Origin of the sequence: Marmoricola sp. Leaf446 (genome assembly GCF_001424755.1) — a bacterium.
In the GTDB taxonomy this organism is placed as follows: Bacteria; Actinomycetota; Actinomycetes; order Propionibacteriales; family Nocardioidaceae; genus Marmoricola.
This window is the reverse complement of record NZ_LMRF01000005.1, coordinates 42,972-57,271: the sequence shown is the minus strand read 5'-3', so window position 1 is coordinate 57,271 and position 14,300 is coordinate 42,972. Positions and strand designations below refer to the sequence as shown.

Below are 14,300 nucleotides of genomic sequence, written 5' to 3'. Positions count from 1 at the left end.
GTGCTCAGCTGACGTCGATGCACTTCTCGACGGGCTGCGGGAGCCTGACCCGTCGCGGCGCGTCGGGCGAGACCGAGATCTGCCGGTCGCCGACCAGCACGTCGACGCCGGGGCCGAGGTCCTCGGGCACCACCTCCACCCGCGTGCGCGGCCCGAGCGACGCAGCCACCAGCTCGGCGGCGCTGTCGTCGGCCTCGGTCGTCCACACGACCGCGCGCTGGACCCGGACGTCGGCCGGGGCGTTGCCGGCGTTGCCGCCGCGGAAGCCGGCCTCCTCCAGCGTCTCGAGCACGGTGCCGGCGCGTCCGGAGATGGATCCTGCGTTGTAGACGCTGACCTGCACGTCGCGGCGGGTGACGAACTCCTGCACCTGCCGCTCGGCCGAGCTGCACGCGGGCCCGCCGGCGCTGCGGTCGGGCAGGGGGGCCGTCAGCGCGCGCACCCCGAACACCGCCATCCCGGCGAGCACGAGCAGCAGCACCACGAGGGTGGCGGCGGTCGTGATGTGGCGTCGGTCCACGGTGGGTCCCCCAGGTCGGCGTCGGTCAGGAGAGGTCGTCGATGACGTGGACCCTCGCATGCAGCACGTGCCGCTGGTGCAGCGCCGCGCGCAGCGCACGGTGCAGGCCGTCCTCCAGGTAGAGGTCGTCGCGCCACTCCACGACGTGGGCGAACAGGTCGCCGAAGAAGGTTGAGTCCTCGTCCAGCAGGGCGGCCAGCTGCAGCGTGTCCTTGGTGGTGACCAGCTCGTCGAGGCGCACCGGACGCGGCGGCAGCGCGGCCCAGTCGCGGGCGGCCAGCTCGTGGTCGGGGTAGGGCCGTCCCTCGCCCACGCGCTTGAAGATCACCGCCACATCATAGGGACGGGCCGGCCCCGGCCCGGTCTACTCTGGCCCGCATGAGCCAGGCGCCCGGACCAGCGGACACGATCAGCAGCACCGTCGCGGCGGGTTACTCCTTCGAGGGCGCCGCCCTCGAGCTGGGCGGCCTGATGACCGACCCGAGCACCCTGACCGACGTCCGCGTCCGCATCCCGCTCGCCATGCTCAACCGCCACGGTCTCGTCGCCGGGGCCACCGGCACCGGCAAGACCAAGACCCTCCAGCTGCTCGCCGAGCAGCTCTCGGCCCAGGGCGTGCCGGTCTTCGCGGCCGACATCAAGGGCGACCTCTCCGGGCTCTTGGCCCCGGGCGCCGAGAACCCCAAGGTGGTCGAGCGGGCCGCGTCGGTGGGCCAGGAGTGGCAGGCGACCGGCCACCCCGTCGAGTTCTACGCGCTGGGCGGCGAGGGCACCGGCATCCCGCTGCGCGTGTCCATGACGGCCTTCGGCCCGACGCTGCTGTCCAAGGTGCTCGGCCTCAACGACACCCAGGAGTCCTCCCTCGGGCTCGTCTTCCACTACGCCGACGAGGCGGGGCTGCCGCTGCTCGACCTCGCCGACCTCCGCGAGGTGGTCAAGCACCTCACCAGCGACGAGGGCAAGGCCGACCTCAAGGACCTCGGCGGGCTGTCCGCGGCGACCGCGGGCGTGATCCTGCGCGAGCTGATCGCCTTCTCCGACCAGGGCGCCGACGCCTTCTTCGGCGAGCCGGAGTTCGAGTCCGCCGACCTGCTCCGCACCACCGCCGACGGCCGGGGCCTGATCTCGCTCGTCGAGCTGCCGCGGCTGCAGGACCGGCCCGCGATCTTCTCCACCTTCTTGATGTGGCTGCTGGCCGACCTGTTCCACGACCTGCCCGAGGTCGGCGACGTGGACCAGCCCAAGCTGGTCTTCTTCTTCGACGAGGCGCACCTGCTCTTCAACGACGCTTCCAAGGCGTTCCTCGACTCCATCGCGCAGACCGTCCGGCTGATCCGCTCCAAGGGCGTCGGCGTCTTCTTCGTGACCCAGTCGCCCACCGACGTGCCCGACGCGGTGCTGGCCCAGCTCGGGTCCCGGGTGCAGCACCAGCTGCGCGCGGCCACGCCCAACGACGCCAAGGCGCTCAAGCAGACCGTCGCGACCTACCCCCACTCCGCCTACGACGACCTGGGCCAGGTGATCCTCTCGCTCGGCATCGGCGAGGCGATCGTCACCGTGATGAACGAGCGCGGCGCCCCCACCCCGGTCGCCTGGACCCGCCTGCGCGCCCCGCAGTCGCTGATGGGCCCGGCCGACCCCGCGGCGATGGAGGCGGCGGTGACCGGCTCGAGCCTGCACGCCAAGTACGCCGAGGCCGTCGACCGCGAGTCGGCCCGCGAGATCCTCGCCGGCAAGCTCGAGGCCGGCGCCGCGAAGGCCCGGGCCGAGCAGGAGGCGGCGCAGGCCGGCCAGGAGCGTGCCGACACCCCCGAGGACCGGCTGCGCCGCGAGGGCGAGCGCGCCACCCGGCCCCGCTCGGGCTCGCGTCCCCGCGCCCGCCGCCAGGAGAAGTCGATGGCCGAGCAGGTGATGGGCTCGACCGCGTTCAAGCAGGTGGTGCGCACCGCCGCCCGCGAGATCGTGCGCGGGATGTTCCGCACGGGCCGCCGGTAGCCCGTCGGGACCCCGGTGCCGCCTGGCGGTGCTGGGTACGTTCGTGAGGTGACCTCACCCCTCGACCTCCCGCGCGCCGCGTCGCGCGCCGCCCAGCGACGGCTCGGCCTCGCACTGCGGTCCCGGGTCGCCGGCGACGACGCCCCGGAGCGTGCCGCCCGGATCTGGGGCGCCGAGGGCGAGCGATGGTTCACCCCCGAGGACCCGGTGTGGCGCGTCAACGCCGACGCCGCGATGTTCCCCGGTGGCATCGCCGCGCTGCTGCTGCAGTCGCTGCACCCGCTGGCGATGGCCGGGGTCGCCGGCCACAGCGGCTACAAGGGCGACCCGTGGGGCCGGTTGCAGCGCACCAGCCACTACCTCGCCGTGACGACCTTCGGCACCGTCGCCGACGCCGAGCAGTCGATCGCCGTGGTCCGTGCGGTCCACCGGCGGGTGCGCGGCGAGCACGAGGGCGTGCCCTACGCCGCCGACGACCCCCACCTGCTGCGCTGGGTCCACGTCGCCGAGGTGTGGTCGTTCCTGCGGGCCTACCAGACCTACGCCGCGCAGCCGCTGACCGACGCCGAGGCCGACCTCTACGTCCGGCAGACCAACGTCGCGGCCTCCCGCCTGGGCGCGCGCGACCTGCCGGAGTCGGTGGCCGAGCTCGACGAGGTGCTCGAGGCCTTCCGTCCCGAGCTGCGCATCACCGCGGCGGCCCGCGAGGCGACCCGCTTCATGCTGCTCAACCCGCCGGTGCCGGTGCTGGCCCGTCCGGGCTACGCGCTCATCGCGGCCGGGGGCGTGGCGCTGCTGCCGCGCTGGGCCCGGCTGCAGCTGGCGCTGCCCGTCTTCGGTCCCGGGGTCACCGTGGCGGCCGGTGCGGGCAGCCTGTCGACCGCCCTGGTGCGGTGGGGGATGGCCGGTCTCGCCGATCGCGCCCCGGGGGCCGGCCCCCTCGACCGCGACGACGAGGAGGAGTCCGCATGAGCGCCTGGAGCAGGGTGGCCACCCGGCGCGGGCTGCGCACGCTGGCCGCCACCGGCGCCGCCGCCGCGACCAGCGCCGCGCTCGGCGCGGCCGCCACCACGCCCGACGACCCGTGGTACCGCGCCCTGGCCAAGCCCCCGTGGGACCCGCCGCCGATCGCGTTCCCGCTGGTCTGGACGCCGCTCTACGCCGACATCGCGGTCACCGGCGCCGCCGCCCTCGTCGAGCTCGAGGAGCAGGGCCGCACCGAGGACGCCGCGATGCTGCGCCGCACGCTGGCGGTCAACCTCGTCCTCAACACCGGCTGGAGCGTGCTGTTCTGGCGGTCCCGCCGGCCCGTCCTGTCGACCGTGTGGTGCGCCGCCCTGGCCGCTCACTCCGGGGTGCTGGTCCGCCGGGTGGCCTCGGCCGACCCCGCGTTGGGCGCCGCGCTCGCGCCGTACCCCGCCTGGTGCACCTTCGCGACCGCGCTCAACGGCTCGATCGCCCGCCGCAACCGCTGAGCGACCGCACCAGGTGGAGTCGTGAGTCCCACGGGGCGCCCTGGCGCCCCTCCGGCCTCACGACCCGACGACGGCGGGCCCCGGACGCGGGGGCTCAGGCCGGGTCGGTGCCCGCGCCCGACAGGCTGTCGCCGGTCGTCGAGGTGCCCTCCGCGCCGTCGTCGTCGAGGGAGCGACGCAGCGCCTCGCGCAGCGGCACCGAGCGGTAGTCGTCGGGCAGCAGCTCGCGCTTGGCGTCGTCCTCGCCGCACACCAGGTCGTGCGAGAGGCTGTCGACCAACGAGACCACCGTGGGGCGGTCCATCCGGGTGACCGCGGCGACGATGCGCCCGGCCAGGCCCTTGGGCACGAGCGGGACGGTCGCCTGCGGGCGGCGTACGCCGAGCACGTCGGCCATCACGCGCAGCAGCTCGGGATAGCTGACCACGTCGTCGCCACCCACGTCGTAGTGCCGGTCGCGGGGCTCGCCGTCGAGCGCGCCGGCCACCGCGAGGGTGACCTCCTCGATCGTCACCGGCTGGAGCCGCGAGCGCATCCACGTCGGGATCGGCGCCACGGGGACCCGGGTGGTGAGGCGGCGCAGGATCTCGAACGAGGTCGACCCGGCGCCGATGACCATCGCCGCGCGCAGCACGGTGGCGGGCACCGAGGAGCCGAGGAAGACCTCCTCGACCTGGAGCCGCGAGCGCAGGTGCTCCGACAGCTCGCCGTCGGGCACCAGCCCGGAGAGGTAGACGACACGGCCGACGCCGGCCTGCTCGCAGGCGCCCGCGACCAGCTCGGCGGCCTCGCGGTCCTTGGTCAGGAAGTCCTCGGAGTCCAGCGAGTGGATCAGGTAGACCACGGCGTCCATGCCCTGCACGGCCTCGCGGACGAGGTCGGGGTCGGTGATGTCGAAGCGCGTCAGCTCGACGTCGTCGACCCAGGGGTAGTGGTCGGCCGAGCCCTCGCGGCGCACGGCCGCGTGGACGTCGTGGCCGCGCTCGAGCAGGCGGGGGACCAGGCGCGACCCGACGTAGCCGGTGGCGCCGGTGACGAGGACCCTCACGCGGCCACCCCGCGCAGGGCGGGAGCGGAGACGGACGAGCGGAGGGCGTCGCGCAGGCCGCGCCGCCGGCGCTCCACCCAGCCGTCGGGCAGGGAGAGCCGCGCCACCTTGTGCCAGGCCGAGGCGAGCTGGGTGGGGAAGGAGCCCGAGTGGTAGCGCAGCCCGTGCCGCTCGAAGACCCCACGCACCCGCGGCGCGATCCGGGCGTAGCGGTTGCTCGGCAGGTCGGGGAACAGGTGGTGCTCGATCTGGTGCGAGAGGTTGCCGCTGAGCAGGTGGAGCAGCGGGCTGCCGGAGATGTTGGCCGAGCCGAGCATCTGGCGGAGGTACCACCGTCCGCGCGTCTCGTCGGGGTCGATCGCCTCCTGCGCGAAGGTCTCGACGCCCTCGGGGAAGTGGCCGCACATGATGATCGAGTGGCTCCAGACGTTGCGGGTCAGGTTGGCCGTGGCGTTGGCGGCCATCGTGTGGCGCCACGAGCGGCCCGAGAGCAGCGGCATCAGCAGGTAGTCCTTGGCGGCGTTGCGGCCGACCTTGCGCAGGGTGGCGCGCAGCCGGACCCGCTGGTCGTCGGTGAGCCCCGACCCGGAGCGGAAGCTCTCGCCGAGCTGCAGGTCGTACGCCGCGATGCCGTACTCGAAGAAGCACGCGTTGAGCGCGTTCCACACCGGCTGGGCGAGGTAGCGCGGCTTCCACGGCTGCTCCTCGTCGACGCGCATGATCCCGTAGCCCAGGTCGTCGTCCATGCCGAGGATGTTGGTGTTCACGTGGTGCGAGCCGTTGTGCGAGCGCTTCCACTCCGCCGCCGGGGTGGCGTGGTCCCACTCCCAGGTCGTGGAGTGGATCTTGGGGTCGCGCATCCAGTCCCACTGACCGTGCAGCACGTTGTGCCCGATCTCCATGTTCTCCAGGATCTTGGACAGGCTCAGCGCGGCGGTGCCGAGCAGCCACACCGGCCGGCGGCGGCTGCCGAGCAGCGCGGCCCGGCCGCCGAGCTCGAGCAGGCGCTGCACCAGGATCACCCGCCGGATGTACGCCGCGTCGGCGGCGCCGCGCGAGGCCAGCACCTCGCGGCGGATGGCGTCCAGCTCCTCGCCGAGCCGCTCGACGTCGGCATCGGTCAGGTGCTGGACCTGGTTGGGGGTCTTGTGCTCCAGCGCGGTCACGACGTGCTCCTCGGCGGTCCGGTGTCAGGCGGGCGTCGGCGGTCGATCGGTGGGCGCACGACCCGGACGCTGTACCCGTTGCGGGCCGGACCGCTCGCACCCCGGGTGCAGACGTGGGCCCGGCGGCCCGGCCGGAGCCGGACCCCCGGGCCCACGAGCGGCGGAGGATAGGGGATTCGAACCCCTGAGGGCGTTAACCCAACCCGCTTTCCAAGCGAGCGCCATAGGCCACTAGGCGAATCCTCCGCCGGAGAGGCTACCGCCCCCGGTTCGCGCGCGGGAAATCGCCCGGTTGGGCGAGCGGTCGACCCCTCGCCTAGACTCCGGGACAACCCCCCGTGCGGCGGTACCTCACTGAACTCCCCCAGGGCCGGAAGGCAGCAAGGGCAGGTGGGCTCTGCCGGGTGCACGGGGGGCCTTTCGCTCCCCGGAGCGCCTCGACGCGGCCGTCGTACGCCTGTCGGCGCCGGTCGTTAGGGTGACCGGGTGCAGTCCTCGCTCGCCCTCTACCGCCGCTACCGGCCGGAGACGTTCGCCGAGGTCATCGGGCAGGACCACGTCACCGAGCCGCTCCGTGCGGCTCTGGCCCACAACCGGGTCAACCACGCCTACCTGTTCTCGGGCCCGCGTGGCTGCGGCAAGACCACGAGCGCCCGCATCCTGGCCCGGGCGCTCAACTGCGAGCGCGCGCCGATCTCCGACCCGTGCGGCGAGTGCCGGTCGTGCGTCGACCTGGCCCGCGGCGGCCCCGGATCGGTGGACGTCATCGAGATCGACGCGGCCAGCCACGGTGGCGTCGACGACGCCCGCGACCTGCGCGAGCGGGCCTTCTTCGCGCCGGTCAGCAGCCGCTACAAGGTCTACATCATCGACGAGGCCCACATGGTCTCCTCGCAGGGCTTCAACGCCCTGCTCAAGCTGGTCGAGGAGCCGCCGGAGCACCTCAAGTTCATCTTCGCCACCACCGAGCCCGAGAAGGTCATCGCGACGATCCGCTCGCGGACCCACCACTACCCCTTCCGGCTGATCCCGCCGCGGGTGCTCTCGGACTACCTCGCCGAGCTGTGCACCAAGGAGGGCGTGCGCATCGACGCCGCCGCGCTGCCGCTGGTGGTGCGGGCGGGTGCCGGGTCCGCGCGCGACTCGCTCTCGGTGCTCGACCAGCTGCTCGGCGGCGCCGGTCCCGACGGAGTGACCTACGAGGTCGCCACCGGGCTGCTCGGCTACACCCCCGACAACCTGCTCGACGAGGTCGTCGACGCCTTCGCGGCCCAGGACGGCGCCGGGGTCTTCGGGGTGGTCGACAAGGTGATCGAGACCGGCCAGGACCCCCGCCGCTTCACCGAGGACCTGCTGCGCCGGCTGCGCGACCTCGTCATCGTCGCCGCCGTCCCCGAGGCCCACGCCTCGGGCCTCCTCGACGCCCCCGAGGACCAGGCCGAGCGGCTCGTCGCCCAGGCCGCGCGGTTCGGCCGCGCCGACCTCGTCCGCGCCGCCGACCTCGTCGCGGCGGGGCTGACCGAGATGCGCGGCGCCACCACGCCCCGGCTGCTGCTCGAGCTGCTGTGCGCCAAGGTGCTGCTGCCCGGCGCCGACCACGCCGAGCTCGGCGTCCTCGCCCGGATGGACCGCCTCGAGCGCCGCCTCGACGTCGCCGGCTCCGGCCCCCTCGACCTGCCCGCCGCCCGCCCGGCCGCCCGGGCCGAGCCGCCCGCGCCGGCCGCACCCCGGACCCAGCCCCCTGCGCCCGAGGGCCCCCGGTCCGAGCCGCCCGCGCCCGACTCCCGCCGCGCGGAGCAGGCCGCCCCCGCCGCGCCCGCCGGCCCCCGGATGCCGGAGGAGGTCGCGCAGCGCCCCTCGCGCGGGGCCGGCCCCGACCAGCCCGCGCCCCAGCCCGCGCCCCAGCCCGCCGCCCAGCCGGCCACCGAGCCGGTCCCCGCGCCGGCCTCCGACCCCGCCGCGGTCGCCGAGGAGGCCGCCCCTGGGCAGCTCTCGCTGGCCGACGTCCGTCGGCTCTGGCCCGACCTGCTCGAGCAGGTCAAGCGGATGCGGCGCTTCACCTGGATCCTGCTCAGCCAGAACGCCCAGGTCATCGGGGTCGACCAGCGCAGCCTCACGGTCGGCTTCAAGACCGCCGGCGCCCGCGACTCCTTCCTCGGCGGCGGCAGCGAGGAGATCCTGCGCCAGGCCGCCATCGACATGGTCGGCGCCGACTGGAAGATCGAGACGGTCGTCGACTCCGCGACCGACCCGGGTGCGCAGACCGCGATGCGGGTCACCCGGCCGGCCGTGCCCGACGCCCCCGAGCCCCCCTCCGGCCCGGAGCCGCCCGACCCCGGACCCGCGGCAACGGCCCCGCCCGCGGCGCCCCGTGCCGGCGCGAGCGAGGCCGCCCGCGCCCGGATCGCGGCCACCCGAGGCCCCGGCACCCCCGAGGGGGAGCAGGGGCCCCGCGAGGACCCCGACGCCGACGCCCACCGCGACGACCCGTCGGCGGCCGACAACGGCATCGACACCACCGAGCTGCTCGCCCGCGAGCTGGGTGCCACGGTCATCGAGGACATCCCGCACAGCTGAGCCTCCGAGCCGCACCACCTCCGCACGACCCCGCACCAACCGTTCCCGGCACCACCCCACCACCGACCCACCCCGTCACCCCACCTCGTCACCCACCTGGAGCCACGACATGACCGACAACCCCTTCGGCAGCCTCGACCTCAGCTCCATGCTCGAGCAGGCCCAGCAGATGCAGGCCCAGCTGATGCAGGCGCAGGCCGAGCTCGCCGAACGCACCGTCGAGGGCTCCGTCGGCGGCGTGGTCGTCACCCTCAGCGGCACCGGCGACCTGACCGGCGTCACCGTCTCGCCCGAGGCCGTGGCCGGCACCGACGCCGAGTCCCTCACCGACCTGGGTGACCTGGTGGTCGCGGCCTACCGCGACGCCAAGAGCCGCGTCGACGAGCTCGCCGCCGACGCCCTCGGCCCGCTCGCCGGCGGCGGCCTGGACCTCGGCGGGGACCTCGGCGGCGCCCTCGGAGGCTCCCTGGGCGGCCCCGGTGCCGACCCGCAGGAGCCGCGTCGCCCCGGGGGCTTCTAGGTGTACGAAGGCGTCCTGCAGGACCTCATCGACGAGCTCGCCCGGCTCCCCGGCGTCGGGCCCAAGGGCGCGCAGCGGATCGCCTTCCACCTGCTGGCGGCCGAGCCGACCGACGTGCGCCGCCTGGCCGAGACCATGCTCGAGATGAAGGCCAAGGCGACGTTCTGCTCCACCTGCGGCAACGTCTCCCAGTCCGAGCAGTGCCGGATCTGCGCCGACCCCCGCCGCGACCCGACGCTGATCTGTGTCGTCGAGGAGCCCAAGGACGTCGTCGCGATCGAGCGCACCCGGGAGTTCCGGGGGCGCTACCACGTGCTGGGCGGCGCGATCTCGCCGCTGGAGGGCATCGGCCCCGACCAGCTGCGGATCCGTGAGCTGATGGGTCGGCTGGCCGACGGGACGGTCGTCGAGGTGATCCTCGCGACCGACCCCAACATCGAGGGCGACGCGACCGCGGCCTACTTGAGCCGCTTCCTGCGGACGCTCGACTTGCGCGTGACGCGACTGGCGAGTGGACTGCCGGTGGGAGGGGACCTCGAGTACGCCGACGAGGTCACCCTCGGACGTGCTTTCGCGGGGAGGAGGAACGCCGGTGACTGACCCGGGGGCCGAGGTGCCCGTCCAGGAGCACGACGAGCTCGCCCAGCAGGTGGCCGACGCGGTGGAGGTCTACCTGCTCGGCCTGCAGGCGATCTCGCGCGGCGAGGCGGCCGGCGGGGCCGCCGTACCCCTGCTGCTGCTCGAGGTCAGCCAGCTGCTGCTCGCCGGCGCCCGGCTCGGCGCCCAGGTCGACTTCGAGACCCCGACCCGCTACCAGCCCGACGTCGGGCCCGACCCCGACCTCGACGCCATGCGGCTGCGGCTCGCCGACGTGCTGGGCGACATCGACACCTACGCCCACAACTTCGAGCCCTACGACCCGGCGACGCTGCCCAGCCAGCTCTCCGACGACCTCACCATCATCGCCACCGACGTCGCCCACGGGCTGCGGCACTTCCGCCACGGCGACGCCCGCGAGGCGCTGTGGTGGTGGCAGTACTCCTACCTCGCCTCCTGGGGCACCAGCGCCTGCGGCGTGCTCAGCGCGCTGCACTCCGTGGTGGCGCACGACCGGCTCGACCGCGACGTCGAGGGCGAGCTGGAGCAGATCGAGGCGGCCGAGCAGCTCGGTGACGTGCCGCCGGCCGCCGACGCCGTGGACGCCGGCACGACCCGCTCCTGACCGGCCGTAGAATCGACGACGGTCCGCCTGTCGGACCGACGTCCCAGCAGCCGAGCCCAGGGGATTCCCGTGAGCACTGAGGTGGCCGACCAGGCCGCGACCCGGGGCCTCGTCGTGCAGAAGTACGGCGGGTCCTCCCTCTCCGACGCCGCCGCGGTCAAGCGCGTGGCCCGCCGCATCGTCGAGGCCAAGAAGCAGGGCAACGACGTCGTGGTCGCCGTCTCGGCGATGGGCGACAGCACCGACGACCTGCTCGACCTCGCCAGCAAGGTCAGCCCGGTCCCCCCGGCGCGCGAGCTCGACATGCTGCTGACGGCCGGTGAGCGGATCTCCATGGCCGTGGTCGCGATGGCGATCTCCGACCTCGGCTTCACCGCGCGGTCCTTCACCGGCTCGCAGGCCGGCGTCATCACCGACTCGGTCCACGGCAAGGCCAAGATCATCGACGTCACCCCCGGGCGCATCACCGACGCGATCGCCGAGGGCCACATCGTGATCGTGGCGGGGTTCCAGGGCGTCAGCCAGGACACCAAGGAGATCACCACGCTCGGCCGCGGCGGCACCGACACGACCGCCGTCGCCCTGGCCGCGGCGCTCGACGCCGACGTGTGCGAGATCTACACCGACGTCGACGGCGTCTTCACCGCCGACCCCCGCATCGTCCCCACCGCGCGCAAGCTCGAGCGCGTCACCTACGAGGAGATGCTCGAGCTCGCCGCCTGCGGCGCCAAGATCCTGCACCTGCGGTGCGTGGAGTACGCCCGCCGCTACGACATCCCGATCCACGTCCGCTCGTCGTTCAGCCAGCTCCACGGCACCGTGGTCTCCGGCAGCATCGACGACCAGGAGTCCCAGGAGGGCACCATGGAGCAAGCCATCATCTCCGGCGTCGCGCACGACCGCAGCGAGGCCAAGATCACCGTCGTCGGGGTGCCCGACAAGGTCGGCGAGGCCGCGCGCATCTTCGACGCGCTGTCCAAGGCGCAGATCAACCTCGACATGATCGTGCAGAACGTCTCGGCGGCCTCCACCAACCTCACCGACATCTCCTTCACGCTGCCGCGCACCGACGGCCAGACCGCCATGCAGGCGCTGCACGCGCTCAAGGGCGCGATCGGGTTCGACTCGCTGATCTACGACGACCGCATCGGCAAGGTCTCGCTCATCGGCGCGGGGATGCGCTCGCACCCCGGCGTGACGGCGAAGTTCTTCAACTGCCTGGCCGAGGCCGGGGTCAACATCGGGATGATCTCCACCTCGGAGATCCGGATCTCGGTGATCGTGGACGAGGGCGACGTGGACGCTGCCGTGACGGCGACCCACACCGCCTTCGACCTCGACTCCGACGAGGTCGAGGCCGTGGTCTACGGCGGGACGGGGCGCTGACGTGGCACGCATCGGGATCGTCGGCGCGACCGGCCAGGTCGGCGTCGCCATGCGCCAGATCCTCCTCGAGCGGGGCTTCCCCGCCGACGAGGTCCGCTTCTTCGCCTCGGCCCGCTCGGCCGGCACCGTGCTGTCCTTCGGTGACCGCGAGGTCACCGTCGAGGACGCCGCCACCGCCGACCCCACCGGGCTCGACATCGCGCTGTTCTCCGCCGGGGCCACCACCTCGCGCGCCCAGGCGCCGCGGTTCGCCGAGGCCGGCGTGGTCGTGGTCGACAACTCCTCGGCCTTCCGGATGGACGACGACGTCCCGCTGGTGGTCAGCGAGGTCAACCCCGAGGCGATCGAGCTGGCCCTCTCGGGCCGCCGGATCATCGCCAACCCCAACTGCACCACGATGGCCGCGATGCCGGTCCTCAAGCCGCTGCACGTCGAGGCCGGCCTGACCCGGCTGATCGCCTCCACCTACCAGGCCGTCTCGGGCTCCGGCGTCGCCGGCGTCGAGGAGCTCGCCGGCCAGGTCGCGGCGGCGGGGGACAAGGCCCGCGAGCTGTCCTACGACGGGTCGGCCGTCGACTTCCCGGCCCCGGTGAAGTACGAGCGCACCATCGCCTACAACGTGGTGCCGCTCGCCGGGTCGATCGTCGAGGACGGTCTCGACGAGACCGACGAGGAGAAGAAGCTGCGCAACGAGTCGCGCAAGATCCTCGGCCTGCCCGAGCTGCTCGTCTCCGGCATCTGCGTGCGGGTGCCGGTCTTCACCGGCCACTCGCTGGCGATCAACGCCGAGTTCTCGCGCTCGATGCCGGTGGCACGGGCCCGCGAGATCCTCGCCGGCGCTCCGGGCGTCGAGCTCAGCGACGTCCCGAACCCGCTCCAGGCGGCCGGCCAGGACCCGTCGTACGTCGGCCGGCTGCGCCACGACCCGGGCGTGCCCGACGAGCGTGGCCTGGCGCTGTTCATCAGCAACGACAACCTGCGCAAGGGCGCGGCGCTCAACACCGTGCAGATCGCGGAGCTGCTCGCCTCGCGCTAGTCGCCGAGGTCGACCACGGTGGTGGCGGCGACGTGGGCGACCACGAAGGTCAGCGCCGTCGCCACCGGCAGCACGACGGCCGCCGCCACCGAGGTGACGGCCGCGGCGGGGAAGAACATCGCCAGCACGACGACGAGGCCCACCCCCACGAGGCTGGTGCCCGTCGGCTGCACCGCGCCCAGCGCGCGCAGCAGCGCGGCCCCGACGGCGACCTCGGCCACCACGACGCCCAGGAGCAGCAGCAGGCCCGGCCCGCCGCCGCAGCTGGAGACGCCGCGCACGGCGTCGCAGCCGCGCAGGGCCACCCAGGCCAGCGCCACGCCCACGAGCGCGGCGACGGCCCCGCTCAGGGCGGCCGCCAGCCAGGGCGACACGTGCGGGAGGCTCACCGAGGGTCGTCGTCGGCGGCGCCCCTCGCCGTCGGCGGCGTCGCCGCCGTCACCGCGCTCGACGTCGTCCTCGGGTCGGGTCGCGGTGAGCACGCTCGTCGGCGTCTCGGCCGGCTGCTCCGGGTAGGCCATCTCGGGGCCACGGGTGCGCGGCGGGGGCGGTGGGACGGTGCGGGCGGCCGGTCGGGGCCGACGCCGCGGCGCCGGTGTGGTCTCGGGCGCCGCGACCGGCTCGGCGACCGGCTGCACGACCGGCTGGGCCACCGGCTGGGCCACCGGCTCGGCCGGGCGCTCGACGGGCTGGGCGGGGGGCTCTGCGACGGTCCGGGCCGCGGGCTGGGCGACCGGCTCCTCGACGGGGTCTGCGACGGGTCGGACGGGCTCCGGCGGGGCGGGCGTGGGCCGGGGCCGGGCGACCGGCTGGGTCGGCTCGGGCGACGGAGACGGTGACGGCGGGGCCGGCGCCCGGCGCGGGGGCGGGACCCGCTTGGCCCCGGCCGCAGGTCGCAACCCGCCGGACGTCGGGGCGGGGTCGGTCGGGGTGGGGTCGGTCGGGGCGGGGTCGACCGGTCCGGCGCTCGGAGCCTCCGCGGGCGCGGCCGCGGCGTCGGGCCCCGACGGCTCCTCGCGCTGGCGCTTGCGGCGTCGGCCGAAGAACGAGGGGAGCTCGAGGTTGGGCTCGTCGCCGCCTGCACCTGCCATGGGCGCATCGTGCCACGCCGCACCGTCGGACGGGGCGGCTACGCGGCTTCGTCCCGCCGCCGGCTCGACCGGCCGGACCCGGTCGTCGCGGGCCCGGGAAAGCCACGAGCTCCCGGCCACTCGGTGGCCGGGAGCTCGCAGGTGGACCTGGTGGTCGGGGTGACAGGATTTGAACCTGCGGCCTCGTCGTCCCGAACGACGCGCGCTACCAAGCTGCGCCACACCCCGAAGGCCCGGCGAGTCTATACAGAGCCCGCCCGTGCC

General features: G+C 74.5%; 14 protein-coding genes, 2 tRNA genes and 1 other RNA gene. 10 read left to right on the top strand and 7 right to left on the bottom strand.

Annotation, left to right across the window (positions count from 1 at the left end; genetic code table 11):
* Positions 1-4: 4 nt before the first annotated feature.
* Both ASG49_RS13015 and ASG49_RS13010 read right to left on the bottom strand, forming a co-directional pair.
* Positions 5-520 carry a LytR C-terminal domain-containing protein gene (locus ASG49_RS13015; RefSeq protein WP_056542570.1) on the bottom strand — a complete coding sequence of 172 codons (516 nt, stop codon included), beginning with the start codon at positions 518-520 and terminating at the stop codon, positions 5-7.
* A 25-nt stretch (positions 521-545) separates the two neighbouring features.
* A complete protein-coding gene (locus tag ASG49_RS13010) occupies positions 546-848 on the bottom strand; it encodes a type II toxin-antitoxin system VapB family antitoxin (RefSeq protein ID WP_056542568.1) in 303 nt (100 codons plus the stop codon).
* Between the two features lie 50 nt (positions 849-898).
* Here ASG49_RS13010 and ASG49_RS13005 point away from each other — a divergent pair, with 50 nt between their 5' ends.
* From ASG49_RS13005 to ASG49_RS12995, 3 genes are read left to right on the top strand one after another with little or no spacing between them, the layout of a single operon-like run.
* Complete coding sequence (locus tag ASG49_RS13005) at positions 899-2,515, top strand: helicase HerA-like domain-containing protein (RefSeq protein ID WP_056542566.1); 1,617 nt, start codon at positions 899-901, stop codon at positions 2,513-2,515.
* Positions 2,516-2,563: 48 nt separating this feature from the next.
* Positions 2,564-3,487 (top strand): oxygenase MpaB family protein, encoded by a 924-nt coding sequence (locus tag ASG49_RS13000; protein ID WP_056542564.1) that lies wholly within the window; start codon positions 2,564-2,566, stop codon positions 3,485-3,487.
* Complete coding sequence (locus ASG49_RS12995) at positions 3,484-3,990, top strand: TspO/MBR family protein (RefSeq protein WP_156384335.1); 507 nt, start codon at positions 3,484-3,486, stop codon at positions 3,988-3,990. The genes ASG49_RS13000 and ASG49_RS12995 overlap by 4 nt, the downstream gene beginning before the upstream one ends.
* 94 nt (positions 3,991-4,084) lie before the next feature.
* On the opposite strand, the gene ASG49_RS18930 is transcribed toward ASG49_RS12995, so the two are convergent.
* From ASG49_RS18930 to ASG49_RS12980, 3 genes are all read right to left on the bottom strand, one after another.
* Complete coding sequence (locus tag ASG49_RS18930; protein ID WP_056542560.1) at positions 4,085-5,038, bottom strand: NAD(P)H-binding protein; 954 nt, start codon at positions 5,036-5,038, stop codon at positions 4,085-4,087.
* Positions 5,035-6,204 (bottom strand): acyl-CoA desaturase, encoded by a 1,170-nt coding sequence (locus tag ASG49_RS18925; protein ID WP_056542558.1) that lies wholly within the window; start codon positions 6,202-6,204, stop codon positions 5,035-5,037. Before ASG49_RS18925 ends, ASG49_RS18930 begins: the two co-directional genes overlap by 4 nt.
* Positions 6,205-6,365: 161 nt before the next feature.
* Positions 6,366-6,450 (bottom strand) — tRNA-Ser (locus tag ASG49_RS12980).
* An 84-nt stretch (positions 6,451-6,534) separates the two neighbouring features.
* Between ASG49_RS12980 and ffs the strand changes: the two genes are divergently transcribed.
* The 7 genes from ffs (at position 6,535) to ASG49_RS12950 (ending at position 12,945) form a co-directional block, all read left to right on the top strand.
* Positions 6,535-6,625, top strand: an RNA gene (gene ffs / locus ASG49_RS18350) — signal recognition particle sRNA small type.
* Positions 6,626-6,690: 65 nt separating this feature from the next.
* Positions 6,691-8,781 carry a DNA polymerase III subunit gamma and tau gene (locus ASG49_RS12975; protein ID WP_056542553.1) on the top strand — a complete coding sequence of 697 codons (2,091 nt, stop codon included), beginning with the start codon at positions 6,691-6,693 and terminating at the stop codon, positions 8,779-8,781.
* Between the two features lie 109 nt (positions 8,782-8,890).
* Positions 8,891-9,301 carry a YbaB/EbfC family nucleoid-associated protein gene (locus tag ASG49_RS12970; RefSeq protein ID WP_056542551.1) on the top strand — a complete coding sequence of 137 codons (411 nt, stop codon included), beginning with the start codon at positions 8,891-8,893 and terminating at the stop codon, positions 9,299-9,301.
* Complete coding sequence (gene recR, locus ASG49_RS12965) at positions 9,302-9,901, top strand: recombination mediator RecR (RefSeq protein WP_056542550.1); 600 nt, start codon at positions 9,302-9,304, stop codon at positions 9,899-9,901.
* Positions 9,894-10,523 carry a DUF5063 domain-containing protein gene (locus tag ASG49_RS12960; RefSeq protein ID WP_056542547.1) on the top strand — a complete coding sequence of 210 codons (630 nt, stop codon included), beginning with the start codon at positions 9,894-9,896 and terminating at the stop codon, positions 10,521-10,523. The genes recR and ASG49_RS12960 overlap by 8 nt, the downstream gene beginning before the upstream one ends.
* A 69-nt stretch (positions 10,524-10,592) precedes the next feature.
* Positions 10,593-11,909: an aspartate kinase gene (locus tag ASG49_RS12955; RefSeq protein WP_235562066.1), complete on the top strand. Its 1,317-nt coding sequence runs from the start codon at positions 10,593-10,595 to the stop codon at positions 11,907-11,909.
* Positions 11,910-11,958: 49 nt separating this feature from the next.
* Entirely contained in the window at positions 11,959-12,945 is a 987-nt protein-coding gene (locus ASG49_RS12950; RefSeq protein WP_082534157.1) for an aspartate-semialdehyde dehydrogenase, read from the top strand.
* On the opposite strand, the gene ASG49_RS12945 is transcribed toward ASG49_RS12950, so the two are convergent.
* Positions 12,942-14,036 carry a hypothetical protein gene (locus tag ASG49_RS12945; protein WP_056542543.1) on the bottom strand — a complete coding sequence of 365 codons (1,095 nt, stop codon included), beginning with the start codon at positions 14,034-14,036 and terminating at the stop codon, positions 12,942-12,944. The two genes, ASG49_RS12950 and ASG49_RS12945, sit on opposite strands and share 4 nt — an antisense overlap.
* Positions 14,037-14,187: 151 nt before the next feature.
* A tRNA-Pro gene (locus ASG49_RS12940) sits at positions 14,188-14,264 on the bottom strand.
* Between the last annotated feature and the right edge of the window lie 36 nt (positions 14,265-14,300).